General features: G+C 52.1%; 23 protein-coding genes and 2 pseudogenes. 11 read left to right on the forward strand and 14 right to left on the reverse strand.

The window, feature by feature from the left end:
- Nucleotides 1-266: 266 nt before the first annotated feature.
- From tsgA to frlR, 11 genes and pseudogenes are all read left to right on the forward strand, one after another.
- The gene (gene tsgA, locus A7098_RS06035; RefSeq protein WP_105280495.1) at nt 267-1,448 is read left to right on the forward strand and encodes an MFS transporter TsgA; all 1,182 of its coding nucleotides are present in this window, start codon (nt 267-269) and stop codon (nt 1,446-1,448) included.
- A gap of 261 nt (nt 1,449-1,709) precedes the next feature.
- On the forward strand, nt 1,710-4,253 hold the full coding sequence (gene nirB, locus A7098_RS06045) for an NADPH-nitrite reductase large subunit (RefSeq protein WP_105280497.1): 2,544 nt from the start codon (nt 1,710-1,712) through the stop codon (nt 4,251-4,253).
- Nucleotides 4,250-4,576, forward strand: a complete 327-nt coding sequence (gene nirD / locus A7098_RS06050) for a nitrite reductase small subunit NirD (RefSeq protein WP_000084764.1) — start codon at nt 4,250-4,252, stop codon at nt 4,574-4,576. The genes nirB and nirD overlap by 4 nt, the downstream gene beginning before the upstream one ends.
- A gap of 125 nt (nt 4,577-4,701) precedes the next feature.
- Nucleotides 4,702-5,508 carry a nitrite transporter NirC gene (gene nirC / locus A7098_RS06055; RefSeq protein ID WP_000493563.1) on the forward strand — a complete coding sequence of 269 codons (807 nt, stop codon included), beginning with the start codon at nt 4,702-4,704 and terminating at the stop codon, nt 5,506-5,508.
- A gap of 18 nt (nt 5,509-5,526) precedes the next feature.
- Nucleotides 5,527-6,900, forward strand: a complete 1,374-nt coding sequence (gene cysG / locus A7098_RS06060; RefSeq protein WP_105280498.1) for a siroheme synthase CysG — start codon at nt 5,527-5,529, stop codon at nt 6,898-6,900.
- 279 nt (nt 6,901-7,179) lie between these two features.
- A complete protein-coding gene (locus A7098_RS06065; protein WP_001031834.1) occupies nt 7,180-7,347 on the forward strand; it encodes a YhfL family protein in 168 nt (55 codons plus the stop codon).
- Between the two features lie 295 nt (nt 7,348-7,642).
- Nucleotides 7,643-8,980, forward strand: a pseudogene (gene frlA / locus A7098_RS06070) (fructoselysine/psicoselysine transporter).
- Between the two features lie 21 nt (nt 8,981-9,001).
- A complete protein-coding gene (frlB, locus tag A7098_RS06075) occupies nt 9,002-10,024 on the forward strand; it encodes a fructoselysine 6-phosphate deglycase (protein ID WP_105280499.1) in 1,023 nt (340 codons plus the stop codon).
- A gap of 50 nt (nt 10,025-10,074) precedes the next feature.
- Nucleotides 10,075-10,905 (forward strand): fructoselysine 3-epimerase, encoded by an 831-nt coding sequence (gene frlC / locus A7098_RS06085; RefSeq protein ID WP_105280500.1) that lies wholly within the window; start codon nt 10,075-10,077, stop codon nt 10,903-10,905.
- Nucleotides 10,902-11,687, forward strand: a complete 786-nt coding sequence (gene frlD, locus A7098_RS06090; protein ID WP_105280501.1) for a fructoselysine 6-kinase — start codon at nt 10,902-10,904, stop codon at nt 11,685-11,687. Before frlC ends, frlD begins: the two co-directional genes overlap by 4 nt.
- Nucleotides 11,688-11,786: 99 nt before the next feature.
- Nucleotides 11,787-12,518, forward strand: a complete 732-nt coding sequence (gene frlR, locus A7098_RS06095) for a DNA-binding transcriptional regulator FrlR (protein ID WP_105280502.1) — start codon at nt 11,787-11,789, stop codon at nt 12,516-12,518.
- 107 nt (nt 12,519-12,625) lie between these two features.
- On the opposite strand, the gene A7098_RS06100 is transcribed toward frlR, so the two are convergent.
- From A7098_RS06100 to aroB, 14 genes and pseudogenes are all read right to left on the reverse strand, one after another.
- A complete protein-coding gene (locus A7098_RS06100) occupies nt 12,626-13,612 on the reverse strand; it encodes an aminotransferase class I/II-fold pyridoxal phosphate-dependent enzyme (protein ID WP_105280503.1) in 987 nt (328 codons plus the stop codon).
- Nucleotides 13,613-13,623: 11 nt separating this feature from the next.
- Entirely contained in the window at nt 13,624-14,928 is a 1,305-nt protein-coding gene (locus tag A7098_RS06105; RefSeq protein WP_000366826.1) for a YhfT family protein, read from the reverse strand.
- Between the two features lie 11 nt (nt 14,929-14,939).
- A complete protein-coding gene (locus A7098_RS06110) occupies nt 14,940-15,293 on the reverse strand; it encodes a DUF2620 domain-containing protein (protein ID WP_024212436.1) in 354 nt (117 codons plus the stop codon).
- A gap of 10 nt (nt 15,294-15,303) precedes the next feature.
- Nucleotides 15,304-16,182, reverse strand: a complete 879-nt coding sequence (locus A7098_RS06115; RefSeq protein WP_105280504.1) for a phosphotriesterase-related protein — start codon at nt 16,180-16,182, stop codon at nt 15,304-15,306.
- Nucleotides 16,179-17,405: a phosphopentomutase gene (locus tag A7098_RS06120; protein ID WP_105280505.1), complete on the reverse strand. Its 1,227-nt coding sequence runs from the start codon at nt 17,403-17,405 to the stop codon at nt 16,179-16,181. The genes A7098_RS06115 and A7098_RS06120 overlap by 4 nt, the downstream gene beginning before the upstream one ends.
- On the reverse strand, nt 17,406-18,569 hold the full coding sequence (locus A7098_RS06125) for a YhfX family PLP-dependent enzyme (RefSeq protein WP_105280506.1): 1,164 nt from the start codon (nt 18,567-18,569) through the stop codon (nt 17,406-17,408).
- 83 nt (nt 18,570-18,652) lie between these two features.
- Nucleotides 18,653-19,015, reverse strand: a complete 363-nt coding sequence (locus A7098_RS06130; RefSeq protein WP_010348351.1) for a hypothetical protein — start codon at nt 19,013-19,015, stop codon at nt 18,653-18,655.
- A gap of 16 nt (nt 19,016-19,031) precedes the next feature.
- Complete coding sequence (yhfZ, locus tag A7098_RS06135; RefSeq protein WP_001254799.1) at nt 19,032-19,937, reverse strand: GntR family transcriptional regulator YhfZ; 906 nt, start codon at nt 19,935-19,937, stop codon at nt 19,032-19,034.
- Nucleotides 19,938-20,099: 162 nt separating this feature from the next.
- A complete protein-coding gene (gene trpS / locus A7098_RS06140) occupies nt 20,100-21,104 on the reverse strand; it encodes a tryptophan--tRNA ligase (protein WP_000165546.1) in 1,005 nt (334 codons plus the stop codon).
- Nucleotides 21,097-21,855 carry a phosphoglycolate phosphatase gene (gene gph / locus A7098_RS06145; RefSeq protein WP_000032690.1) on the reverse strand — a complete coding sequence of 253 codons (759 nt, stop codon included), beginning with the start codon at nt 21,853-21,855 and terminating at the stop codon, nt 21,097-21,099. The genes trpS and gph overlap by 8 nt, the downstream gene beginning before the upstream one ends.
- Complete coding sequence (rpe, locus tag A7098_RS06150; RefSeq protein ID WP_000816280.1) at nt 21,848-22,525, reverse strand: ribulose-phosphate 3-epimerase; 678 nt, start codon at nt 22,523-22,525, stop codon at nt 21,848-21,850. Before rpe ends, gph begins: the two co-directional genes overlap by 8 nt.
- Before the next feature lie 17 nt (nt 22,526-22,542).
- The gene (gene dam / locus A7098_RS06155; RefSeq protein WP_000742146.1) at nt 22,543-23,379 is read right to left on the reverse strand and encodes an adenine-specific DNA-methyltransferase; all 837 of its coding nucleotides are present in this window, start codon (nt 23,377-23,379) and stop codon (nt 22,543-22,545) included.
- A 106-nt stretch (nt 23,380-23,485) separates the two neighbouring features.
- Nucleotides 23,486-24,787: a cell division protein DamX gene (gene damX, locus A7098_RS06160; RefSeq protein ID WP_105280507.1), complete on the reverse strand. Its 1,302-nt coding sequence runs from the start codon at nt 24,785-24,787 to the stop codon at nt 23,486-23,488.
- Nucleotides 24,788-24,877: 90 nt separating this feature from the next.
- A pseudogene (gene aroB / locus A7098_RS06165) lies at nt 24,878-25,337 on the reverse strand (3-dehydroquinate synthase); the annotation flags it as partial.

Raw genomic sequence — 25,337 nt, forward strand, 5'->3', positions numbered from 1 at the left:
AGATTTCCTTAACAAACAGAGCAGAAAAAAAGCAAGTGGAGAGATTCTAAATAGCCTTCAATGACAAGGCCATTCCTTTACCTAATTTTACGTACTTGAAATATATGTAACCTGATGATCACTTTTATTTCGTGATCAGAATCACTTTAACGTTTGCAAATTAGCAACCGTTTGCAATTAAATATTTAATCAGATCACAAAATCACCTAAAATCGCCCGCTCACAGCATATCCACTATGCCATTTATCTTTTAACGCAGGCCAATCATGACTAACAGCAATCGCATCAAGCTCACATGGATTAGCTTTCTTTCCTACGCACTGACCGGTGCGTTGGTTATTGTCACCGGGATGGTGATGGGAAATATCGCCGATTATTTCAATCTGCCCGTTTCCAGTATGAGTAATACCTTCACCTTCCTCAACGCCGGCATTTTAATCTCTATCTTCCTCAACGCCTGGCTGATGGAAATCGTCCCGTTGAAAACGCAGTTACGTTTTGGCTTTTTCCTGATGGTGCTGGCGGTTGCCGGTTTGATGTTCAGCCACAGCCTGGCGCTGTTCTCGGCGGCGATGTTCATCCTTGGGGTGGTCAGCGGTATCACCATGTCGATTGGTACATTCCTGGTAACGCAAATGTATGAAGGGCGCCAGCGCGGTTCCCGTCTGCTGTTTACCGACTCCTTCTTCAGTATGGCCGGGATGATTTTCCCGATGATCGCCGCATTTCTGCTGGCGCGCAGCATTGAGTGGTACTGGGTTTATGCCTGCATCGGGTTGGTGTACGTCGCTATTTTTATTCTGACCTTCGGCTGTGAGTTCCCGGCGCTGGGCAAACATGCGCCAAAAGCTGACGCCCCGGTAGCGAAAGAAAAGTGGGGGATCGGCGTGCTGTTTCTCTCTATTGCTGCGCTGTGCTACATCCTCGGTCAGCTAGGTTTTATCTCCTGGGTGCCAGAGTACGCCAAAGGTCTGGGCATGAGCCTGAACGACGCGGGTACGCTGGTAAGCAACTTCTGGATGTCGTACATGGTCGGCATGTGGGCGTTCAGCTTTATTCTGCGTTTCTTTGACCTGCAACGTATTCTGACCGTGCTGGCAGGCCTGGCTGCGATTCTGATGTACGTCTTTAACACCGGAACACCAGCGCATATGGCATGGTCTATTCTTGCTCTGGGCTTCTTCTCCAGCGCAATCTATACCACCATCATCACTCTGGGTTCCCAGCAGACAAAAGTACCATCGCCAAAACTGGTTAACTTCGTACTCACCTGTGGAACCATCGGCACCATGCTGACCTTTGTGGTTACCGGTCCGATCGTAGAACATAGCGGTCCACAGGCGGCACTGCTCACAGCAAACGGTCTGTACGCTGTGGTATTCGTGATGTGCTTCCTGTTAGGTTTTGTCAGCCGTCACCGTCAGCACAACAACCTGACCTCTCATTAATTGCCAATGCCGGGCGGCACTTTTGTCGTCCGGCTTTTTCCTCTCATCTCCCGCAACGTGCCTTCATCTCTATAAATGCTTTCATTTTGTCTGTTTTTTGCACAAACATGAAATGTCAGACAATTCCGTGACTTAAGAATATTTATACAAATCAGCAATATACCTCTTAAGGAGTATATAAAGGTGAATTTGATTTGCATCAATAAGTGGGGTTGCTGAATCGTTAAGGTAGGCGGTAATAGAAAAGAAATCGAGGCAAAAATGAGCAAAGTCAGACTCGCAATTATCGGTAACGGTATGGTCGGCCATCGCTTTATCGAAGATCTTCTTGATAAATCTGATGCGGCCAACTTTGATATTACCGTTTTCTGTGAAGAACCGCGCATCGCTTATGACCGCGTACACCTCTCGTCTTACTTCTCTCACCACACCGCCGAAGAGCTGTCGCTGGTGCGCGAAGGCTTCTACGAGAAACACGGCATCAAAGTTCTGGTCGGCGAACGCGCTATCACCATCAACCGTCAGGAGAAGGTGATTCACTCCAGCGCCGGGCGCACCGTTTTTTATGACAAGCTGATCATGGCGACCGGTTCCTACCCGTGGATCCCACCAATCAAAGGTTCTGATACTCAGGACTGCTTTGTCTATCGCACTATTGAAGACCTCAACGCCATTGAATCCTGCGCCCGTCGCAGCAAACGCGGTGCCGTTGTTGGTGGCGGCCTGTTAGGTCTGGAAGCCGCTGGCGCGCTGAAAAACTTAGGTATTGAAACCCACGTTATCGAATTTGCCCCTATGCTGATGGCGGAACAGCTTGATCAGATGGGTGGCGAGCAGCTGCGTCGCAAAATCGAAAGTATGGGCGTGCGCGTTCACACCAGCAAAAACACCCTTGAGATTGTGCAGGAAGGTGTCGAAGCGCGTAAAACCATGCGTTTTGCCGACGGCAGCGAACTGGAAGTCGACTTTATCGTCTTCTCTACCGGTATCCGTCCGCGCGATAAGCTGGCAACCCAGTGTGGTCTGGACGTTGCTCCGCGTGGGGGTATTGTCATTAATGATTCCTGCCAGACTTCCGATCCGGATATCTACGCCATCGGTGAATGCGCAAGCTGGAACAACCGTGTATTTGGTCTGGTAGCACCAGGCTACAAAATGGCGCAGGTCGCCGTTGACCACATTCTCGGTAGCGAAAACGCCTTTGAAGGCGCTGACCTTAGCGCCAAGCTGAAACTGCTGGGCGTGGACGTTGGCGGTATTGGCGATGCGCATGGTCGTACACCAGGCGCTCGTAGCTATGTTTACCTCGACGAATGCAAAGAGATCTACAAACGCCTGGTTGTCAGCGAAGACAACAAAACCCTGCTCGGTGCGGTACTGGTGGGCGATACCAGCGATTACGGCAACCTGCTGCAACTGGTGCTGAACGCTATCGAACTGCCAGAAAACCCGGATTCCCTGATCCTGCCAGCGCACTCCGGTAGCGGTAAGCCATCTATCGGTGTAGATAAACTGCCGGACAGCGCGCAAATCTGCTCCTGCTTCGACGTCACCAAAGGCGACCTGATTGCTGCTATCAACAAAGGCTGCCACACCGTTGCGGCGCTGAAAGCCGAAACCAAAGCCGGTACTGGCTGCGGCGGCTGTATCCCGCTGGTCACTCAGGTACTGAATGCGGAACTGGCGAAACAGGGTATCGAAGTTAACAACAACCTGTGCGAACACTTTGCTTATTCGCGTCAGGAACTGTTCCATTTGATCCGCGTTGAAGGCATTAAAACCTTCGAAGAACTGCTGGCGAAACACGGCAAAGGCTACGGTTGTGAAGTTTGTAAACCGACCGTCGGTTCGCTGCTGGCCTCCTGCTGGAACGAATACATTCTGAAGCCGGAACATACTCCGCTGCAGGATTCTAACGACAACTTCCTCGCTAACATCCAGAAAGACGGCACCTACTCGGTGATCCCGCGTTCTCCGGGCGGTGAAATCACCCCGGAAGGGCTGATGGCGGTAGGTCGTATCGCGCGTGAATTTAATCTCTACACCAAAATCACTGGCTCCCAGCGTCTGGCAATGTTTGGCGCACAGAAAGACGATCTGCCGGAGATCTGGCGTCAGCTGATTGAAGCCGGCTTCGAAACCGGTCATGCCTATGCGAAAGCACTGCGTATGGCGAAAACCTGCGTGGGTAGCACCTGGTGCCGCTACGGCGTTGGCGACAGCGTGGGTCTCGGCGTGGAACTGGAAAACCGCTACAAAGGCATCCGTACTCCGCACAAAATGAAGTTCGGTGTCTCTGGCTGTACCCGTGAATGTTCAGAAGCTCAGGGTAAAGACGTGGGTATCATCGCCACCGAAAAAGGCTGGAACCTGTACGTTTGCGGTAACGGCGGCATGAAACCGCGTCATGCGGATCTGCTGGCGGCGGATATCGATCGCGAAACGCTGATCAAATATCTCGACCGTTTCATGATGTTCTACATCCGTACCGCCGACAAACTGACGCGTACCGCGCCGTGGTTAGAAAACCTTGAAGGCGGCATTGATTACCTGAAAGCGGTGATCATTGACGACAAACTGGGGCTGAACGCACATCTGGAAGAAGAGATGGCGCGCCTGCGTGAAGCGGTAGTATGTGAGTGGACTGAAACGGTCAATACACCGTCTGCGCAGACTCGCTTCAAACACTTCATCAACAGCGACAAGCGTGACCCGAACGTGCAGATGGTGCCAGAACGCGAACAGCACCGTCCGGCAACGCCGTATGAACGTATCCCGGTAACTCTGGTGGAGGACAACGCATGAGCCAGTGGAAAGACATCTGCAAAATCGATGACATCCTGCCTGAAACCGGCGTCTGCGCGCTGTTAGGTGACGAGCAGGTAGCAATTTTCCGCCCGTATCACAGCGACCAGGTGTTTGCGATCAGCAACATCGACCCGTTCTTCGAATCCAGCGTGCTGTCACGCGGGCTGATTGCGGAACACCAGGGCGAGCTGTGGGTAGCCAGCCCGCTGAAAAAACAGCGTTTTCGCTTAAGCGACGGCTTGTGCATGGAAGACGAACAGTTTTCCGTCAAGCATTACGAAGCGCGAGTGAAAGACGGCGTGGTACAGCTACGCGGTTAATGTTTTAACGGGAGGCGCAATGCCTCCCCTTTTTGCATGGCCCTGTAATAACCTTCGGTATATTGCAGGACATTTTTTAAACTTTTTGTTTTATTTTTTGTTTTTATTTTTTAAAGGATAATCAAATGTTTACAGACACTATTAATAAGTGTGCGGCTAACGCTGCGCGCATTGCACGCCTGTCGGCAAATAACCCGCTCGGCTTTTGGGTCAGCTCCGCCATGGCGGGCGCGTATGTGGGTCTTGGGATCATCCTGATTTTCACGCTCGGTAACCTGCTCGATCCATCTGTTCGTCCTCTGGTGATGGGCGCGACCTTTGGTATCGCCTTAACGCTGGTAATTATCGCCGGTTCTGAACTGTTCACCGGACACACCATGTTCCTCACCTTTGGGGTGAAAGCGGGCACCATTAGCCACGGGCAAATGTGGGCAATCCTGCCGCAAACCTGGCTGGGTAACCTGGTAGGTTCCGTCTTCGTTGCCATGCTTTATAGCTGGGGCGGCGGTAGCCTGCTGCCGGTAGATACCAGCATCGTTCACTCCGTCGCGCTGGCTAAAACCACTGCACCGGCAATGGTACTGTTCTTCAAAGGCGCATTGTGTAACTGGCTGGTTTGCCTGGCTATCTGGATGGCGCTGCGCACTGAAGGGGCGGCGAAATTTATCGCTATCTGGTGGTGTCTGCTGGCATTTATCGCGTCTGGCTATGAGCACTCCATCGCTAACATGACGCTGTTCGCGCTCTCCTGGTTCGGCAACCACAGCGAAGCCTATACGCTGGCAGGTATTGGGCATAACCTGCTGTGGGTGACGCTGGGTAATACTTTATCGGGCGCCGTATTCATGGGATTGGGTTATTGGTATGCTACGCCGAAAGCGAATCGTCCGGTTGCGGACAAATTTAATCAAACTGAAACGGCTGCAGGTTAATCAGTAAGGGGTTTTTACGTGGATCATTTGCCTATATTTTGCCAATTACGCGATCGCGACTGTCTGATTGTCGGCGGTGGTGATGTTGCGGAACGCAAAGCAAGGTTGCTGTTAGACGCGGGCGCTCGCTTAACGGTGAATGCATTAGCGTTTATTCCACAGTTCACCGCATGGGCAGATGCTGGCATGTTAACCCTCGTCGAAGGGCCATTTGATGAAAGCCTTCTCGACCCCTGCTGGCTGGCGATTGCCGCGACGGATGATGACGCGCTTAACCAGCGCGTCAGCGAAGCCGCCGAAGCTCGCCGCATCTTCTGTAACGTGGTCGATGCGCCGAAAGCCGCCAGCTTCATTATGCCGTCGATTATTGACCGCTCACCGTTGATGGTAGCGGTCTCCTCTGGCGGCACCTCGCCGGTTCTGGCGCGACTGCTGCGCGAAAAACTCGAATCACTGCTGCCGCTACATCTGGGCCAGGTAGCGAAATACGCCGGGCAATTACGCGGTCGGGTGAAACAACAGTTCGCGACAATGGGCGAGCGTCGCCGTTTCTGGGAAAAACTGTTCGTTAATGACCGCCTGGCGCAGTCGCTGGCGAATAACGATCAGAAAGCCATTACTGAAACGACCGAACAGTTAATCAACGAGCCGCTTGACCATCGCGGTGAAGTGGTGCTGGTTGGCGCCGGCCCTGGCGATGCCGGGCTACTGACGCTGAAAGGTCTGCAACAAATTCAGCAGGCTGATGTGGTGGTCTACGACCGTCTGGTTTCTGACGATATTATGAATCTGGTACGGCGCGATGCTGACCGCGTTTTCGTCGGTAAACGCGCGGGATACCACTGCGTACCACAGGAAGAGATTAACCAGATCCTGCTGCGGGAAGCGCAAAAAGGCAAACGCGTGGTGCGTCTGAAAGGCGGCGATCCGTTTATTTTTGGCCGTGGTGGCGAAGAGCTGGAAACACTGTGCAACGCGGGTATTCCGTTCTCGGTAGTTCCGGGTATTACTGCAGCTTCTGGTTGCTCTGCTTATTCGGGTATTCCACTTACGCATCGCGATTATGCTCAGAGCGTACGCTTAATTACCGGACACTTAAAAACCGGTGGTGAGCTGGACTGGGAAAACCTGGCAGCAGAAAAACAGACGCTGGTATTCTATATGGGACTAAATCAGGCTGCGACCATTCAGCAAAAATTGATTGAACACGGAATGCCAGGCGAAATGCCAGTGGCGATTGTCGAAAACGGGACGGCGGTAACGCAACGCGTGATTGACGGTACGCTCGCGCAGCTGGGCGATCTGGCGCAGCAAATGAACAGTCCATCATTAATTATTATTGGCCGGGTTGTTGGTTTGCGCGATAAATTAAACTGGTTCTCAAACCATTAATTTAAACAAATTTAATTAAGGTCAGATATTTCTGACCTTTTTTTATTTACAATAATCACCATATTAATTTTTATCTTCATTAGACATAAAACAACTTTTTAACTAATTCCTTATTTTAATAACCACCTACAGTTACAGGGGCTTACAAATATAATCGAAATATTAATAGCCCACTCACTGACGTGTAATAGATATTCCTGTATTGTCTCTAACGAGCTGTTTGCTTATATTCATATAATTAATGAATATTACTCGATATATTTTACATAGGGAATGAAAATGAACAAATTTATTAAAGTTGCACTGGTAGGTGCAGTACTGGCTACGTTAACTGCATGTACTGGTCATATTGAAAACCGTGATAAGAACTGCTCTTACGACTACCTGCTGCACCCGGCAATTTCTATTTCTAAAATCATTGGCGGTTGCGGTCCTACTGCACAGTAATCTCTTAATAGAAATCGGTTAATGTCGGTTTAATTGCCTGACGCCCTCTGGATCCCCCGAGGGCGTATTTGTTTCTATGCCCTTCTTTCCCCCTGCCTGTAAAAATAATTTCATTTTAATTTCAATGCGATAGTCATTCACTCCCGCCACAACACGATCCTGTGCAAAATTTTGTGATCTTCCTCTACAACACATAACATTATATGTTGTTATATTCATCATGCATTGTCATGTTACCTTTTAAATGACTGCAAACTCTCCCCTACAACGTGTTGGACAAGAAAAAGGTATCGCTATGGGAAGCCAGGAACTCCAACGCAAGCTCGGATTTTGGGCCGTTCTTGCAATCGCCGTCGGGACAACCGTCGGCTCCGGTATTTTCGTCTCCGTGGGTGAAGTCGCTAAAGCGGCGGGAACGCCGTGGCTGACGGTGCTCGCTTTTGTCATCGGCGGGTTAATTGTGATCCCGCAAATGTGCGTCTATGCGGAGCTATCAACCGCTTATCCGGAAAATGGCGCAGATTATGTTTATTTAAAAAATGCCGGTAGCCGACCGCTGGCTTTTCTCTCCGGCTGGGCCAGCTTCTGGGCCAACGATGCGCCTTCACTGTCAATCATGGCGCTGGCGATTGTCAGCAATCTTGGCTTTTTAACGCCTATCGATCCTCTGCTCGGTAAATTTATCGCCGCCGGGTTAATTATCGCCTTTATGCTGCTGCATCTGCGATCCGTCGAAGGCGGCGCAGCGTTTCAGACGCTGATTACCATCGCCAAAATTATCCCGTTCACTATCGTCATTGGCCTTGGGATCTTCTGGTTTAAAGCGGAGAATTTTACCGCCCCTTCCACCACCTCGATTGGCGCGACGGGCAGCTTTATGGCGCTACTGGCGGGGATCTCTGCCACCAGTTGGTCGTATACCGGCATGGCCTCCATCTGCTATATGACTGGTGAAATCAAAAACCCCGGCAAAACCATGCCGCGAGCGCTGATTGGCTCCTGCCTGCTGGTTTTAGTGCTTTACACCCTGCTGGCGCTGGTGATTTCCGGGCTGATGCCCTTCGATAAACTCGCCAACTCTGAAACGCCGATTTCCGACGCCCTGACCTGGATCCCCGCACTCGGCAGCACCGCCGGGATCTTCGTTGCCGTCACGGCGATGATCGTCATTCTCGGCTCGCTTTCCAGTTGCGTGATGTACCAGCCGCGCCTGGAATACGCGATGGCAAAAGACAATTTATTCTTCAAATGCTTCGGGCATGTGCATCCGAAATACAACACGCCAGATGTTTCCATCATCCTGCAAGGGGCGCTTGGGATCTTCTTCATCTTCGTTTCCGATCTCACCAGCCTGCTGGGCTACTTCACGCTGGTGATGTGTTTCAAAAACACCCTCACCTTCGGCTCCATCATCTGGTGTCGTAAACGCGACGATTACAAACCGCTGTAGCGTACTCCGGCTTTCGGGCTGATGACTACCCTCGCCATTGCATCAAGCCTCATTCTGGTTGCCTCAACCTTTGTCTGGGCACCGATTCCCGGCCTTATCTGCGCCGTCATCGTTATTGCCACTGGTCTGCCTGCTTACGCCTTCTGGGCGAAGCGGAGCCGCCAGCTAAATGCTTTGTCGTAATGTTATCTGGAGAAAAGTGAAATGTTAGATATTGATAAAAGCACCGTGGACTTTCTGGTCACCGAAAATATGGTTCAGGAAGTGGAAAAAGTTCTCAGCCATGACGTTCCGCTGGTGCACACCATCGTGGAAGGGATGGTGAAGCGCGAGATTGATCGTATTTATTTCGTTGCCTGCGGATCGCCGCTCAACGCGGCGCAAACGGCGAAACATCTGGCGGATCGTTTTTCCGATCTTCAGGTCTACGCTATTTCCGGCTGGGAGTTCTGCGATAACACCCCGCATCGCCTCGACGATCGTTGTGCAGTGATTGGCGTTTCTGACTACGGTAAAACCGAAGAGGTAATCAAGGCGCTGGAACTGGGCCGGGCCTGCGGAGCACTCACTGCGGCGTTCACCAAACGCGCGGACAGCCCGATTACTTCGGCGGCAGAGTTTACCATTGATTATCAGGCCGACTGCATCTGGGAAATTCACCTGCTGCTCTGCTACAGCGTGGTGCTGGAGATGATCACCCGCCTCGCGCCAAACGCGGAAATTGGCAAGATCAAAAACGATCTTAAGCAATTGCCGGATGCGCTCGGTCATCTGGTGCGTACATGGGAAGAGAAAGGTCGCCAGCTCGGTGAACAGGCCAGCCAGTGGCCGATGATTTACACGGTTTCTGCGGGACCGCTGCGTCCGCTGGGTTACAAAGAAGGCATTGTAACGCTGACGGAATTTACCTGGACCCACGGCTGTGTGATTGAGAGCGGTGAGTTCCGCCACGGCCCGCTGGAGATTGTTGAACCGGGCGTTCCATTCCTGTTCCTGCTCGGCAATGACGAAAGCCGCCATACCACCGAACGCACCATTAACTTTGTCAAACAGCGTACCGACAACGTGATCGTCATCGATTACGCCGAAATTTCGCAAGGGCTACATCCGTGGCTGGCGCCGTTCCTGATGTTCGTGCCGATGGAGTGGCTCTGCTACTACCTGTCAATTTACAAAGATCACAACCCGGATGAACGCCGCTATTACGGTGGTCTGGTGGAATATTAATCCCCTCTCCCGGCCTGGCAACGGGCCGGATTTACGCAAGGAGTTATCCGATGAAAACAGGTATGTTTACCTGCGGCCACCAGCGGCTGCCTATTGAACACGCATTCCGTGACGCAAGCGAGCTGGGTTACGATGGCATTGAAATTTGGGGCGGGCGTCCGCATGCCTTCGCGCCGGACTTAAAAGCAGGCGGCCTCAAACACATTAAGGCACTGGCGCAGACGTATCAGATGCCGATTATCGGTTACACGCCAGAAACCAATGGTTATCCGTATAACATGATGCTGGGCGATGAGCATATGCGTCGCGAAAGCCTCGACATGATCAAGCTGGCGATGGATATGGCGAAAGAGATGAACGCCGGTTATACGCTGATTTCTGCGGCTCACGCGGGTTATCTCACGCCGCCTGATGTTATCTGGGGACGGCTGGCAGAGAACCTAAGCGAACTGTGTGAGTACGCGGAAAACATCGGCATGGATCTAATCCTCGAACCGTTAACACCGTATGAATCGAACGTCGTGTGTAATGCTAATGATGTGCTTCATGCGCTGGCGCTGGTGCCTTCGCCGCGCCTGTTCAGCATGGTCGACATTTGCGCGCCGTATGTCCAGGCGGAACCGGTGATGAGTTATTTCGACAAACTGGGCGATAAACTGCGTCATCTGCATATTGTCGACAGCGACGGAGCCAGCGACACGCATTACATCCCCGGTGAAGGCAAAATGCCGTTGCGGGAGCTGATGCGCGATATCATCGACAGAGGTTATGACGGTTACTGTACGGTGGAACTGGTGACGATGTATATGAACGAACCCAGACTCTACGCTCGCCAGGCGCTGGAACGCTTTCGCGCGCTGCTGCCGGAGGATGCGAGATGAAAAACCTGGCGACAATCGGCGATAACTGCGTCGACATTTACCCGCAACTGAATAAAGCGTTTTCTGGCGGTAATGCGGTGAACGTGGCGGTGTACTGCACTCGCTACGGCATACAACCCGGATGCATTACCTGGGTGGGTGACGATGACTACGGCACAAAGCTGAAGCAGGATCTTGCCCGCATGGGCGTCGATATCAGCCATGTCCATACGAAACACGGCGTTACCGCACAAACTCAGGTGGAACTGCACGACAACGATCGCGTTTTTGGCGACTACACCGAAGGCGTGATGGCCGACTTTGCCCTGAGCGAAGAGGATTACGCCTGGCTGGCGCAGTATGACATTGTGCACGCGGCAATCTGGGGACATGCGGAGGACGCATTTCCGCACCTGCACGCAGCGGGCAAACTTACCGCTTTCGACTTCTCCGACAAGTGGGACAGCCCGCTCTGGCAGACACTGGTGCCGCATCTCGATTTTGCCTTTGCCTCCGCGCCGCAAGAAGACGAGGCGCTGCGTCTGAAGATGAAAGCGATTGTGACTCGTGGCGCAGGAACAGTGATTGTCACGCTGGGCGAAAACGGCAGCATTGCCTGGGATGGCGCGCAGTTCTGGCGTCAGGCTCCTGAACCGGTGACGGTTATCGACACCATGGGTGCCGGAGATTCGTTCATTGCCGGATTCCTTTGCAGCTGGTCTGCGGGGATGACATTACCGCAGGCGATGGCGCAGGGAACGGCGTGCGCGGCACAAACTATTCAGTACCACGGTGCCTGGTAGGCATAACGTTGGCGTGAGCATCTTCACGCCAACGTGCTGTTACTTGCCGGAAAACGACCCTATAATCCGTGTAATTCATTCTTTATTTCAGGGTCGATTATGTCAGCTACGGACCGCTACTCTCATCAACTGCTCTATGCCACCGTCCGCCAGCGGCTGCTGGATGATATCGCGCAGGGAGTTTACCAGGCTGGGCAACAGATCCCAACTGAAAACGAGCTGTGTACGCAGTACAACGTCAGCCGCATCACCATTCGTAAAGCCATCAGCGACTTAGTGGCGGACGGTGTACTGATCCGCTGGCAGGGTAAAGGCACCTTTGTGCAAAGTCAGAAAGTTGAAAACGCCCTGCTGACCGTTAGCGGCTTTACCGACTTTGGTGTTTCGCAAGGTAAACCGACGAAAGAGAAAGTGATCGAGCAAGAGCAGGTCAGCGCCGCGCCGTTTTGCGAGAAGCTGAATATTCCTGGCAACAGCAAAGTGTTCCGTCTCAGCCGGGTGATGTATCTTGATAAAGAGCCGCTGTTTATTGATAGCTCGTGGATCCCATTGTCACGTTATCCTGATTTTGATGCGATTTATGTCGAAGGCAGCTCCACCTATCAGTTATTTCAGGAGCGTTTTGACACGCGAGTGGTCAGCGACAAAAAGACCATTGATATCTTTGCCGCTACGCGCGCGCAGGCAAAATGGCTGAAGTGTGAACTGGGCGAACCCTTGTTTCGCATCAGCAAAATCGCCTTTGATCAGAATGACAAACCAGTGCACGTTTCGGAACTCTTCTGCCGCGCCAATCGCATCACCTTATCGATTGATAATAAAAGACATTAACCGTAGGCCGGATAAGATGCGCCAGCATCGCATCCGGCGATGCTGGCGCGTTGAGGGGACCGTCCGGCGCTGAATTTAGCTTGATTGCCGAACGGGGCTATCCAGCATTAAATACTGGCAATACTCTCACGCAAAATCCGCAGCACCGTCTCTTCACCACTACGATTCGGATTAATGCGAATCGCACAATGTTCTAATTGCGGATTCGCCTGGCGAAACGTTCCGGAAAGGCGATAAAAGAGCGGCGGGATCTCATATTTCGACTGCGCATTGGCAATGACGGCACTTTTAACTTCCGGCACCGCGCCGCCGTTAAGTAAAGCCAGCAGCCGTTCAGAAACGCCCGCCTGTACCGCATGCATCACCGGCGCGAAAACCAGCCCACGCAAGACTTCCTGCGCCTGAGAGCCCTGGATCTGACTACCGCCGGAATAGAGCGTAGCGCGAATACGGTTGATAACGTCGGCATCGCCTACCACCGCACCAACACCCTCTGGCCCAAATAGCTTGAAGCAGGAAAATGTCGAGACATTCGCCCCGCATTCGCAGCCGATTCGCGCCACCTTCATTACCGCATAGTTATCATCGGTTAACGCAGGAACGCCAGCCAAGTGCAACGTTGCCAGCACCTCTGCCAGAATGTAGCGATCCTGCAGCTGCTGGCGCGTATGCTGCACCAGCGCCGCATCAGGTTGTTGCTCGTCTACGACCTGCTTAAGTGCCGACAGGTCATTGAAATCAACAGTAATAAGCGTCAGCCCCATCTGTTCAATGATCACGCGTGTCGTCGGATAAACGGGCGCGTCATGCACCAGAAGACGCTGCCCTGGTTTAAGCAAAGCCGCCAGCCCGGCACGAATCGCTCCTGTGCCAGCGCCTTGCACCAGCACCGCCGCTGGCGCATGAAACGCATCTGCCAGCACCTGCTCCACACGCTGGGTAATGCGAGGCTGATTCAGCCCCGGCGTTAATCCCAAATCACCCCAGGTAAGAAATTCGCTACCAGGAAAATGGCGACAAATGCTATCCACCAGCGCAAACTGCTTCTGCTGCGCTTCAGCAATGGTCAGACTTTTCAGAGGAAACGTCTTCATAAGTGCATTCCTTAAGCCGGAACAAACAGGCCAAGCCAGTAAAGTACATTCAGCAGAATACCGGTAATCATTACTGCCACCACTGGTGCCGCCATTTTTTGTACCGGACGACCGAGAGATTCGTTGAGGAAGTAAATGGCAACCGCGATGGAGAATCCGGTATAGCCTGCCATTTTGATTGCCGCGAAAATCGAGCCGACCAGCAGCGCCACTTCCATCAACATATTCATGGCGTTACGGATGTTATCCGACGCATTACGCACTGACGGGTAGCGTCCCAGCCATTTGCCGATCGAACGAAGTAACAGGACTTCCGCCGAAATAACTACGGCGCCTAATACCGCCGCAATCATCGGATTCGGCGAGAGATAGCCCACCGCATAAACAAAGGTAAAGCCCGCAACCGCATACACACCAGTGGCTAACGCGGTGGTGGCAATCAACGGTACAAAACCCAGCCCGCGCATAAATTCCGCCAGTGCCGCCTGATTAATCAGCGTTTGCGATTGTTCCGGTGTAACGCCTGCGGAGTACGCTTTCTCAAGGGTGAAAATAGACACTTCGCTACCGGCAAAAATCTTCATGCTGGCAACGGCAGCAATCAATGCTCCCACGATGGCGATATACGGTAAGTTTTTGATAATCCGCGACGTGCGCTCTTCAAACACCGAAAGCCCGCTGGCATCGATGTCATTTTCATCACGATGACGCAGGTCGTGAGTAATGGCGATCCCCAGCAGCATTACCATGCCAATAAAGATTTCGATGGATTCCGGATTAAGATGCGGGAAAAAACGCACCACCACCACACGGGTCATCAACACGACGGCAGCGGCGATCAGGCTTTGCTTCCAGCCAAACTGGTAGAAAATCGCCACCAGCGGGAACAGCGCAAAAGCAGAAACCACCGGCGAGCTAAGTTCCCCAAGGCTACCTAATACATCTACCGGCAGCGCAGTCAGCAACTGGTTTACCGGCAACAGGCAGGTGAGGATCAGTACCCCCCAGATCGCGCCAAGACCAAACGCCATCAGGCTGTTTATCGCCAGTACGCCGAGAATATCGGTAGGAAGAAAAAGCAGCCATGCATTGAGCAGGCCGGTTTTCAGGGTAAAAGAGATCCCCACCGAGGCCACAAAACCAATGCTCAGACCAAAAGCGATACTCCCCGCCTCGCGACGGTTCATATAGCCTTCAATCAGTTGCGGCAGGATCGGGCGAATACCATCATGGAAAACAGCCGCCGAGCGATGCGCCAGAAATGATGTCATACCGGTCAGGCACGCCACCAGGATAATCTGGATATACAGATCCATAGTCGTGCCTTTTATTTCAGATGGTTAATCAGCATCGGAATCGCATGTTCGACGTGCTCAACGGAAAGCCCAAACGCCACTTTCCCTTCGGCGATCATTTTGGCGATATGTTCGTCTTTCGCTTTAATGCCCGGCCTGGCAATAGTGCAACTTTTGTTATAGCCAATCACCGCAATGGCAATCGACAATGCCGCACCTGCGCCGGTATTGCACGCGCCGATGTAGTAATCCAGTTGCCCGGATTTCACTTTCATTGCCGCTTCCATGTCGTTGTGAATGAAAACTTCAAAACAGCCTGGAGCCGTCGCTTCAATGGTTTTTTTAATCTGCTCACGCTGTAAGCCTGCAACGCCAATCTTTTTCATGAGTCTGTCCTTATTGGAAAAATTGAGAGGGATTTTCACGTAACATCACATCCACATCGGCCTGACTGAATCCTGACTGGCGCAGTTGTGGAATAAAGGTGGTAAATAAATAGTCATAGCCATAACCACCGTTGGCTTTTAAATGAGAGCGACGCGTGATATCCATCGACAGCATGACGCGGTTAAGCAACCCACGGTCGCGTAGTGCATGAAGCATCGCAATACGCTTTTCGTCCGGGTAGTAACTGTTCTTGCCAATGGTGTCGAACTGCACATACGCGCCGAGTTCGATCATCTTCAAAATGTTGTCGAGGTTGTCTTTCAGATCGCAGTGCCCGACGGTGACACGCGAAAGATCAACTCCGTGGGCTTGCAGTAGCGCCAGTTGCTCCAGCCCCATCGTGCTAAAAGAGGTATGCGTGGAGATCGGACATCCGGTCTGGTTATGCGCCAGCGCGGCGGCAATAAACACCTTCTCTTCCAGCGGCGTAATCTTTCCTTCGCTGGAACCAATCTCTGCGATGATCCCGGCTTTCAGGTCGGTGCCATCGATACCCTGTTCAATTTCATCGACCATCTCTTGCGCCAGTTCCTGCACGCTGCGGGTCGCCACATGTTGCGGGAAAAACGCGTCCTGGTAATAACCGGTACAGACCACCACGTTGATCCCCGTCTCGCGCATCACATCAAGCATGAATTGCGCATTGCGCCCCATGTAGCGGTTGGTCATCTCAATCACATTACGCACGCCCTGCGCCATCAGGTCGTTCATCTCCTGACAAATGAACGCATATTGATCAAGGCGGCAATCTACGTTGTTTTTAAAGCCTGAGAGATCAATATGCAGATGCTCATGGGCAAGGGTGTAGCCGGTCGAGTCGATGGTCATAAAGAGTCACCCTGAAAGCGAAAGGACGATAAAAAGGAAGTGCCGTTTTGTGGCGGCGATGCGCGGAAAAATTCACATACTGTGGCTCCTACGTCAGAGAGCGTGGAACAAACCCCCAGACGAGTTGCAACCAGCCCTTGCTGATAAACCAGTACCGGCACCACTTCGCGGGTATGGTGGCTATGTCCAATGGTCGGGTCGTTACCGTGATCAGCCATCACGATCAGGCAATCATCCGGCTGCATCGCCTCAACAAGGCGAGTAAGGTTACGGTCAACGACCTGCAAACGTTCGGCATAACGTGCGACGTCTTCTGCATGACCGGCAAGATCGGTTTCCTGGATATTGGTGCAAATAAACGCGGTCTGATGAGCGTTAAACTCGTCGAGGGTGATATCCATAATCTGCTGGCTATCCACCAGATTTTGCCAGCTCACGCCATAAGGATTACTGACGATATCCGCTACCTTTCCCACCAGAACCGTAGGTATGCCCGCCTGATACAACTGTTGCGGCACCTGCACTTTTTCATCGACGCCGTAGCCCATATGCACGACCTGGAAGCCGTTGTCATAAGCGCCAGAACGCGGCGCATTGATGCCAATAAAACGTCCTTCCTTGCTTTCTGCGGCATCAAGAATGCGCTGGCTGTCCGCTAACAGCCCCCCAAATGTGATCACTCTGCCAACCTGAACTTGCTCACGCACCACACGACCTATTTTGATGACTTCATCGAACGGTATTACGGAGAGATTGGCGGTAACGTTATAGACCTGGCCTAAATCCGCTTCGAGATTGTCACCAACTGCCACGGCCTGGTTAACCCACAGAAACTGCAACTCATCGCCACGGCGCTCTACTTGCCAGCCCGCAGTAATTAATGCTTGCTCAACACGGTCAATAACATCACGAAAGGGCATCCGCAGCGGCGGCAGTGGTCGCGTACCTAAAATTTCCTGATGTCCCATAAAGGTATCGCCACCTTCATGTTGCAGTTCCGCCACACCCCAGACTGCGGAATCCGATGGCTGCATATCTCCGGGGGCATAGCCCAGAGCATTAATAAGCCCTAACTTCTCCAGCATTGGCAGTTGTAAATGCGGTAACTCACAAAGAATGTGACCGCAAGTATTGGCTCCGGCATCCTGCGGGCGTACCCGCGTGACATCTTTCATTGCTCCCACGCCGAAGCTATCAATCACTAACACCACAAATCGCGCCATTTACGCCTCCAGAAGGTTGCCGAGGCTGTCATAACGGCCTACGATTTCCGGCGCTCTGTGCTGAATACCGGACACCAGCACGACATCACTGCGGGTAACAAAAATTTGTGTACGAAAACAGAGCACCACCGCACTACTCACCGGAAACTCTCCCGCCAAAGGCAAGGTGTAGTCGATGCTGCTGTCATCCACGGCGTTGAGATATGTTTCAGTAATGCTTTGATTTTCTGGCGTAAACACCAGCGCATGTTGCGCATGACCACGACGGTAATAGCCGCCGCCATAGCAGTAGCTATCGCCACGAAAATGATGGGATATTTCGCTTAACCAGAGCATGGCTACGCGTTCAGGCTGGTCACCCTGTTGGTTTGCCGGAATGGTGCCCGTCAGCGCATGACCAGGTTCGGCATGAGTAACACCGTATTCCGCCAGCAATGGCAGTGAAGTACAGCTGGTTGCTGAAGGCGCGTTTAATTGCTCAACAGCAACACCCGATTCCGCCAGCTGGTTGCGGGCATTGACCAACGTCTGGAGGTTCGGCGTCGGCAAAACTTTCCCGGCACTCTCATTCCATAGCAGGCAAGGGAAATGGGTAAGTCCCGCTAAATGGAGTCCTGGCAGTTTTTGGATTTCAGCGACAATTTCCTGCAACGAATGTTGAGCAAAACCACTTTCCTGTCCCGGATAAAGAAAATCATCGTCGCTATAAACTTTGAGCAGCACAGACTGAATCCGCCCCGCTTTCACCGCTGCCGCAGACACTTCCCGCGCTTTGGCAAGGGTAAACACGGTGATGACGTCGGTGCCCTGTTCAACGGCATCAGCGACCTGGTGACAAGGGATTTGCACCAGATGCCCCTGATGCGCCACCGGCAAACCTGCGCGGCGCATCACTCGCGCCTCTTTGTAATCCACCGCCACAATACCGCTGTAGCCCAGCGCCAGCAGTTTTTCCGCCAGCCACGGATTGCGACCTAACTGTTTGGTCATCAGATACAGCTCAATACCATAAAGCCGCGCCGTCTCAATCAACCGCTTACCGTTTTCCAGTACCTGATCCACGTCGATAACCCAACTGTCCGGGGCTATCTTGCCCTGCTGCCACAGGTTTAGTGCGGCAGAAATCAGTGCCGGGTTCTGGCGTTTCAATGCTTCTACAAACATCTTGTTGCCTCGTTTCTGTTCCTTGAATCAAATATTCATTTTTTTGAATATTTAAGATATGCGACGTGGATTTGTTGTGGGCTTCAGACCTCTTCGTTAGCGGCCATCCATAATCCATAAAGGTTGGCCAGCAAATAGCCTTCTTCACACGGGTTAACTTCCAGCGCGAATCCCTGCAATAACACCTGGTGCAACTGCATGATCGCTGGCCAGTGGCGACATTGCGACAGTTCAGCCAGCAACTCGTCATCCAGTGGCTGGATCTGTTCGCCGCGACGACTGCGCATCAGCGCACTCGCCATATGTATCATTGCCATCGTTCCCTGCTCGCTGCGCACTGGTAGATGGCATTCTGTTTCCAGTACGTTGACGACCTGCATCATGCCTTTGCAGATGTCCTTATCGATGACCCCTGCATCGCAAAGCAGGTTGAGTCTGGTTTCCATTTTAGATGCCTTTCGTTTAATAACTGGGTTCCTGTTCCCCACTGACCACTCGCTGTTGATGGGCAAGCAGGGCGTGTTTATCAACAACTGCACGCAGCAATTGTTGCATCGGGTAATCATCGGCTCGCGTCAAAACCACGGCTTCAGTTGCCTGTAAAAATCGCGGATCGTCTGTGAGCGGCGTGGCTTCTAATCCCAGCATGGTCAGTTCGTTTTCCGCCACCACGTTCCAGATAACCGCATCGACATCACCTTTAACAATGCGCTGTAAACTCTCGTGATAAGAGAGATCGACTCGCTCCACATCGCTACTGCCAAAAAAGACATCGGTCATGATTTTCTGATCTGCCGAACGGTTATCCAGCCCCACGCGCTTCACGTTACCGGACTCCCCTTTACGGCAAATCAACTGGTGCTCGCCAACGTAGGTATGCGGCCCCAACTCCAGCGCAAGACATAATCCTTTTTGCGTGAGATAACTTTCTGCTGCCAGTCGCGAAACTACCGCCATGTCATAGACACCGTTAAGCAAACACTCCACGCGAATATCCGCACCACGCATATGCGCATAGTAAAAAGGAATGCCATCAAACTGAGCTTTTAATCCGCTCGCTAAACCTTCGTACAAGCGGGTATAGGGCAAGGGCATCGCACATACCACATTGTTGATATCAACATGGGTCAGCAGTGCTTTGTTATCCATCTCTACCAGATAACTGCCATTGCGCCCGCGACGTTCAATCCGTATCGCGCCGCTTGACTCCAGATTTTTTAACGCGGCCTGCGTCAGGCCGACGGACGAACGGCATTCAGTTGCCAGTTCATCTATAGTTTTCAGGCGATTACCACACTTTTCACCTAACAAATAACGAGCCAGCGTCGTGATGACGACGCCTTCTTTTTTGATAAACGTTCGACGCATAATAAATTTTCAATAAAATGAATATTTATATCTTCATGAAAATGAAGATAAGGCGCAACAAGCAGATGTGGAAACGGCGAGATGCTTCACATTTTTTTGGGTTATTGCAAATAACGACGTAAAAAAAACCGGGTTTCCCCGGTTTTTGGTCTCAATAGTGAATTAAGGCTTCGCCACAAAACCAATCGCTTCGTAAACCGCTTTCAACGTGCGGGAAGCGTGTGCGCTGGCTTTTTCTGCGCCGTCTTTCATTACCTGTTGCAAGAAGGCTTCATCATTGCGGAAACGGTGATAACGCTCCTGCAATTCAGTCAGCATACCGGAAACCGCTTCAGCTACTTCGCCTTTCAGGTGACCATACATCTTGCCTTCGAACTGTTTTTCCAGTTCCGGAATGCTTTGGCCCGTTACCGCAGAAAGGATATCCAGCAGGTTAGAAACGCCCGCTTTGTTCTGCACGTCGTAGCGAACTACCGGCGGCTCGTCGGAGTCAGTGACCGCACGTTTGATTTTCTTCACTACCGATTTCGGATCTTCCAGCAGACCGATAACGTTATTGCGGTTATCGTCAGACTTGGACATCTTCTTGGTCGGCTCCAGCAGTGACATTACGCGCGCGCCAGATTTCGGAATAAACGGCTCCGGTACTTTAAAGATATCGCCATACAGCGCGTTGAAACGCTGGGCAATATCGCGGCTCAGTTCCAGGTGCTGTTTCTGGTCTTCGCCGACCGGCACCAGATTGGTTTGATACAGCAGGATGTCCGCAGCCATCAGCACCGGATAGTCAAACAGACCAGCGTTAATGTTCTCGGCATAACGCGCAGATTTATCTTTAAACTGCGTCATGCGGCTCAGTTCGCCGAAGTAGGTATAGCAGTTCAGTGCCCAGCCTAACTGCGCATGTTCCGGCACGTGAGACTGAACAAAAATAGTGCTTTTCTCAGGATCGATACCGCAAGCCAGGTACAACGCCAGCGTATCCAGCGTCGCTTTACGCAGCTTCTGCGCATCCTGGCGCACGGTGATGGCGTGTTGGTCAACGATGCAGTAAATGCAATGGTAATCATCCTGCATGTTTACCCACTGACGCAGCGCACCCATGTAGTTACCAATGGTCAATTCACCTGAAGGCTGTGCGCCACTAAAAACGATGGGCTTAGTCATTTTTCGATTCCTGATTTTCGCTTTGCGGAAGCCCTAATGCGGGCAGAAGGTCATTTATAGAATGATAAATTACATCAGGCTGGCTGAGATCGATAGCCTCGCCGTAGTTATATCCGTAGGTTAAGCCAACTGAAGGGCAACCGGCTGCTTTTGCTGCCTGAATATCATTGCGAGAATCGCCGACAAACAGCATCTGTTGCGGGGCAATGCCCATACGTTCAGCCACCAGTAGCAGCGGGTCCGGGTGGGGTTTTTTGTTTTGTACGTCATCGCCGCCGATAACCACGCTAAAGTATTTGGCGATATCTAAGGCTTCCAGCAGCGGGGCGACGAACGGCGTTGGTTTGTTGGTAACCAGACCTAACGGCAGGCCTTTAGCCTGCAATGCGCCCAGCGTATCGGCAACGTGCGGGAACAAAAACGTGCCTTCTTCAGCAACTTCGCCATAGTAACGATCAAACAGCTTACGCAGAATACGTACTTGTTCTTCTGCCGGAATATCGTCATCAACGGGCGGTTTGCCCATCGTTTTACGCAGCGTCGCACGTTCCTGACGCGCCCAGGTCAATGCCCGCTCCATCAGCACATCTGCGCCATTACCAATCCAGGTAATAACACGCTCTTCGCCTGCAACGGGCAACTCCAGCGCATACAGCGCCATATCTACCGCAGCAGCCAGACCGGGAGCACTGTCAACCAGCGTGCCATCGAGATCGAAGGCAACGCCGCGAATATCTTCAAACTTACTCATGACTTACCTTTGCCAGTTCACTGCGCATTTCATCAATGACTTTTTTATAGTCTGGCTGGTCGAAAATAGCGGAGCCAGCGACAAACATATCCGCGCCCGCCGCAGCGATTTCGCCAATATTGTTCACCTTCACGCCACCGTCCACTTCCAGTCGAATGTCGAAGCCAGACTCGTCGATACGACGACGTACTTCGCGCAGTTTATCTAACGTTTGTGGAATGAAAGACTGACCGCCGAAACCAGGGTTGACGGACATCAGCAGGATCACATCCAGTTTGTCCATCACGTAATCCAGATAGCTCAGCGGTGTCGCCGGGTTAAATACCAGCCCCGCTTTACAGCCATTTTCTTTAATCAGTTGCAGCGTGCGATCAACATGCTCGGAGGCTTCAGGATGAAAGGTAATGATGCTGGCACCTGCGGCAGCGAAATCCGGCACAATGCGATCAACCGGTTTCACCATCAGATGTACATCGATAGGGGCGGTAATGCCGTAATTACGCAAGGATTTCAGCACCATTGGTCCAATCGTCAGGTTGGGAACATAGTGGTTATCCATGACGTCAAAATGCACGACATCAGCGCCAGCTGCCAGGGCTTTTGCGGTATCTTCACCCAGGCGGGCAAAATCAGCCGACAGAATTGAGGGGGCAATCAAATACTGTTTCATCCGCTTCTCCTTGAGAATTATTTTTTCGCGGGTGAAACGACTCCTGGTTTGTACAAAGCCAGCAGTTCGTCCACCTTTTTACGTGTGCCGCCGTTGCTGCTTATACTGCGTCGAACTTTGACGACATGCAATTTTGCGCGCTGATACCACTCGCGCGTTAGCGCCGTATCATGGTTAGAAATCAGTACCGGGATCTGACGGTTAACCAGACCTTCGGCGATCTCCGCCAGATGCGCCTGTTGTTCAAGAGTAAAACTGTTTGTGTGATACGCCGTAAAGTTGGCGGTCGCAGATAGTGGTGCATAAGGCGGATCGCAATAGACGACAGATGCATCATCTGCGCGCGCCATGCTATCGGCATAAGACTCACAATAGAAAAAGGCATTCTGCGCTTTTTCAGCGAAGTGATACAACTCAGCTTCCGGGAAATAGGGTTTTTTGTAGCGGCCAAACGGCACGTTAAACTCACCGCGCAGATTGTAACGACACAGGCCGTTGTAACCGTAGCGGTTCAAATATAAAAACAGTACCGCCCGACGGAACGGATCCTGGCTTTTGTTGAACTCTTCGCGGAACTGATAGTAAACCTCGGCGCAATTTGTCTCAGGAACAAACAGCTCGCGGGCAGCCTGTACGTACTCATCAGTACGCATCTTCACAATGTTGTAGAGACTAATCAGGTCGCTATTGATATCGGCAAGGATATAACGAGAAAAGTCGGTGTTGAGAAACACCGACCCGGCACCCACAAAAGGTTCAACCAGACATTCACCCTTAGGCAAATGCCGTTTAATATCATCAAGCAAGGGATATTTGCCCCCTGCCCACTTCAAAAAAGCGCGATTTTTCTTCATGCTGACTAACTAATTACACCTTCTCCGGCTGTGGAGAAAGCTCCGACAGCATCCAGCGCTTCAGGCAACTCCCGCAACGATAAACCATTGCGGGAGATAACCTTGATTACTTCAGATCGGCCTGTACCTGACGCAGCGGTTTCGCCCACGGGTTTTTGGCCTGAACATCTGCTGGCAATGTAGATACCGCTTTTTTCGCTTCTTCTTTTGAAGCGTACACGCCAGAAACCAGTACATACCACGGCTGACCATTACGCGTCGTTTCATAGACAACGTAGTTTTTCAGATTCTCTTTCTTCGCCCAACCGTTCAGGTTGTCGTAGTTAGAAGAACTGCTCAGCTGCAGAGTGTAATGGCTGGACGGTGCCGATTTCAACGAACCAACATTACCTGCGGTCTTCGCTCCAGCGGCTGGTGTTGCCGTGGTTTGCGCCGGAGATGCCGTCTGTACTGGAGCCGTAGTCGCCGTCTCTTTTGGTGCTGCTGGCGTTGTGGCTTGCGTAGAAGTCGCAGCCGGTGCCTTTGTGCTCGCCACAGGTGCAGCCGGTTCAGTACGCTTCGGCGTCTGTGCTACCGGCTTCGGTTCCGTTTTCACAGTTGCTTGTGGTTTTTTCGGTTCAATCACCGCCTGCTGACGTGCCGGACGCGTGGTGGTCGGCCGTTCAGCGGTTTGCGCTTTCGCCGTATCACGCGATACGTTGCCATTACGAACTGGCGCTACAGTTGCGGGTTCGGTTGGCAGCGTGGAGTTGACCGCCACATTGTTCAACTGCTGCTGATTTTGCGGCTGGGTCAGCGCGTTATTCAGGTCACCCTGCACTTCAACACGTTGTTGACCATCCGTTGCCGCCGGGGTTTGCCCCTGGGTCGGCGTAGAAGAAATCGGCGGCAGAGAAACATCCTGCTGGGTATTTTCCGCAGACGTGGTTCCCGGCGCTGGCTGCACGCCATTTGCCTGATCAGTCGCATTGCCAGCAAGATCAATACTCTTCTCACCAGACGCGGTTTGATCGCTGGAAGAGGTCGAGGGGGCTTTTAGCGCAGAACCGATACCGATGATCAACAGCAGCAGAACCAGAATACCGACGCCCATCATCATATACTGACGAGAAGCCGGTTTGCTGGCTGCTTTTTTGCGCTTACGCGGACGACGCTCTACACGCTCTTCATCCACAGCGTCATCTTCGGAATCATCAATTTCTTCTTCGATTTCCGGTTCCTCATTGCGCTCTTTTTGCGCACGAGTCGGACGGCGATCGTCAGTTTCATCAAGTTCAATATCATCAAAATTGATCTGCGGTTCGCCACGTTCAGTACGTTCTGAACGCTCAGAAGATTGACGAGAACGACCAGTACGACGATCGCTGGGATCGGGTTTCAGCTCGTCTTCTGGTTTGAATTCATCCATTTAACACCCCACTAAAAGGTTAATGCTTACCACGTTGCAATTAACCTGAAGCTAATAGACCGCTGATAAGCGGCCGGACCTTTCTTGTTGTTACGCTGATTGACAATCGGTAATAGCGTTAAGAACAAGTTCGTGCGATACGCCGCCGCGAACTTCACTCTTACCAATTGCCAGCGGAAGAATTAAGCGCATCTCTCCCGCAAGGACTTTCTTGTCACGCAGCATATGCGGTAAATACGCCTGCGCGGACATTTCGCGCGGCCCATTAACCGGTAATCCAGCCCGCGTAAGCAGGGTAATAATACGCTGCGTTTCGGCAGAACTAAACTGCCCGAGACGTTCCGACGTCCGCGCCGCCATCACCATACCCGCCGCGACTGCTTCACCGTGCAACCAATTGCCATACCCCATTTCCGCTTCAATAGCATGACCAAAGGTATGTCCCAGATTCAGTAAAGCACGTAAGCCGGATTCGCGCTCGTCGGCAGCGACAACTTCTGCTTTCAGCTCACAGCAACGACGAATACAGTACGCCATTGCCGGACAATCC

This window comes from Escherichia sp. MOD1-EC7011 (genome assembly GCF_002965005.1).
Lineage (GTDB): Bacteria > Pseudomonadota > Gammaproteobacteria > Enterobacterales > Enterobacteriaceae > Escherichia > Escherichia ruysiae.

Excerpts from the sequence above, each read along its gene's own strand:
- tsgA (WP_105280495.1), top strand. The coding sequence starts at position 267 with ATGACTAACAGCAATCGCATCAAGCTCACATGGATTAGCTTTCTTTCC.
- nirB (WP_105280497.1), top strand. The coding sequence starts at position 1,710 with ATGAGCAAAGTCAGACTCGCAATTATCGGTAACGGTATGGTCGGCCAT.
- nirD (WP_000084764.1), top strand. The coding sequence starts at position 4,250 with ATGAGCCAGTGGAAAGACATCTGCAAAATCGATGACATCCTGCCTGAA.
- nirC (WP_000493563.1), top strand. The coding sequence starts at position 4,702 with ATGTTTACAGACACTATTAATAAGTGTGCGGCTAACGCTGCGCGCATT.
- A7098_RS06065 (WP_001031834.1), top strand. The coding sequence starts at position 7,180 with ATGAACAAATTTATTAAAGTTGCACTGGTAGGTGCAGTACTGGCTACG.
- frlB (WP_105280499.1), top strand. The coding sequence starts at position 9,002 with ATGTTAGATATTGATAAAAGCACCGTGGACTTTCTGGTCACCGAAAAT.
- frlC (WP_105280500.1), top strand. The coding sequence starts at position 10,075 with ATGAAAACAGGTATGTTTACCTGCGGCCACCAGCGGCTGCCTATTGAA.
- frlD (WP_105280501.1), top strand. The coding sequence starts at position 10,902 with ATGAAAAACCTGGCGACAATCGGCGATAACTGCGTCGACATTTACCCG.
- frlR (WP_105280502.1), top strand. The coding sequence starts at position 11,787 with ATGTCAGCTACGGACCGCTACTCTCATCAACTGCTCTATGCCACCGTC.
- A7098_RS06100 (WP_105280503.1), bottom strand. The coding sequence starts at position 13,612 with ATGAAGACGTTTCCTCTGAAAAGTCTGACCATTGCTGAAGCGCAGCAG.
- A7098_RS06105 (WP_000366826.1), bottom strand. The coding sequence starts at position 14,928 with ATGGATCTGTATATCCAGATTATCCTGGTGGCGTGCCTGACCGGTATG.
- A7098_RS06110 (WP_024212436.1), bottom strand. The coding sequence starts at position 15,293 with ATGAAAAAGATTGGCGTTGCAGGCTTACAGCGTGAGCAGATTAAAAAA.
- A7098_RS06115 (WP_105280504.1), bottom strand. The coding sequence starts at position 16,182 with ATGACCATCGACTCGACCGGCTACACCCTTGCCCATGAGCATCTGCAT.
- A7098_RS06120 (WP_105280505.1), bottom strand. The coding sequence starts at position 17,405 with ATGGCGCGATTTGTGGTGTTAGTGATTGATAGCTTCGGCGTGGGAGCA.
- A7098_RS06125 (WP_105280506.1), bottom strand. The coding sequence starts at position 18,569 with ATGTTTGTAGAAGCATTGAAACGCCAGAACCCGGCACTGATTTCTGCC.
- A7098_RS06130 (WP_010348351.1), bottom strand. The coding sequence starts at position 19,015 with ATGGAAACCAGACTCAACCTGCTTTGCGATGCAGGGGTCATCGATAAG.
- yhfZ (WP_001254799.1), bottom strand. The coding sequence starts at position 19,937 with ATGCGTCGAACGTTTATCAAAAAAGAAGGCGTCGTCATCACGACGCTG.
- trpS (WP_000165546.1), bottom strand. The coding sequence starts at position 21,104 with ATGACTAAGCCCATCGTTTTTAGTGGCGCACAGCCTTCAGGTGAATTG.
- gph (WP_000032690.1), bottom strand. The coding sequence starts at position 21,855 with ATGAGTAAGTTTGAAGATATTCGCGGCGTTGCCTTCGATCTCGATGGC.
- rpe (WP_000816280.1), bottom strand. The coding sequence starts at position 22,525 with ATGAAACAGTATTTGATTGCCCCCTCAATTCTGTCGGCTGATTTTGCC.
- dam (WP_000742146.1), bottom strand. The coding sequence starts at position 23,379 with ATGAAGAAAAATCGCGCTTTTTTGAAGTGGGCAGGGGGCAAATATCCC.
- damX (WP_105280507.1), bottom strand. The coding sequence starts at position 24,787 with ATGGATGAATTCAAACCAGAAGACGAGCTGAAACCCGATCCCAGCGAT.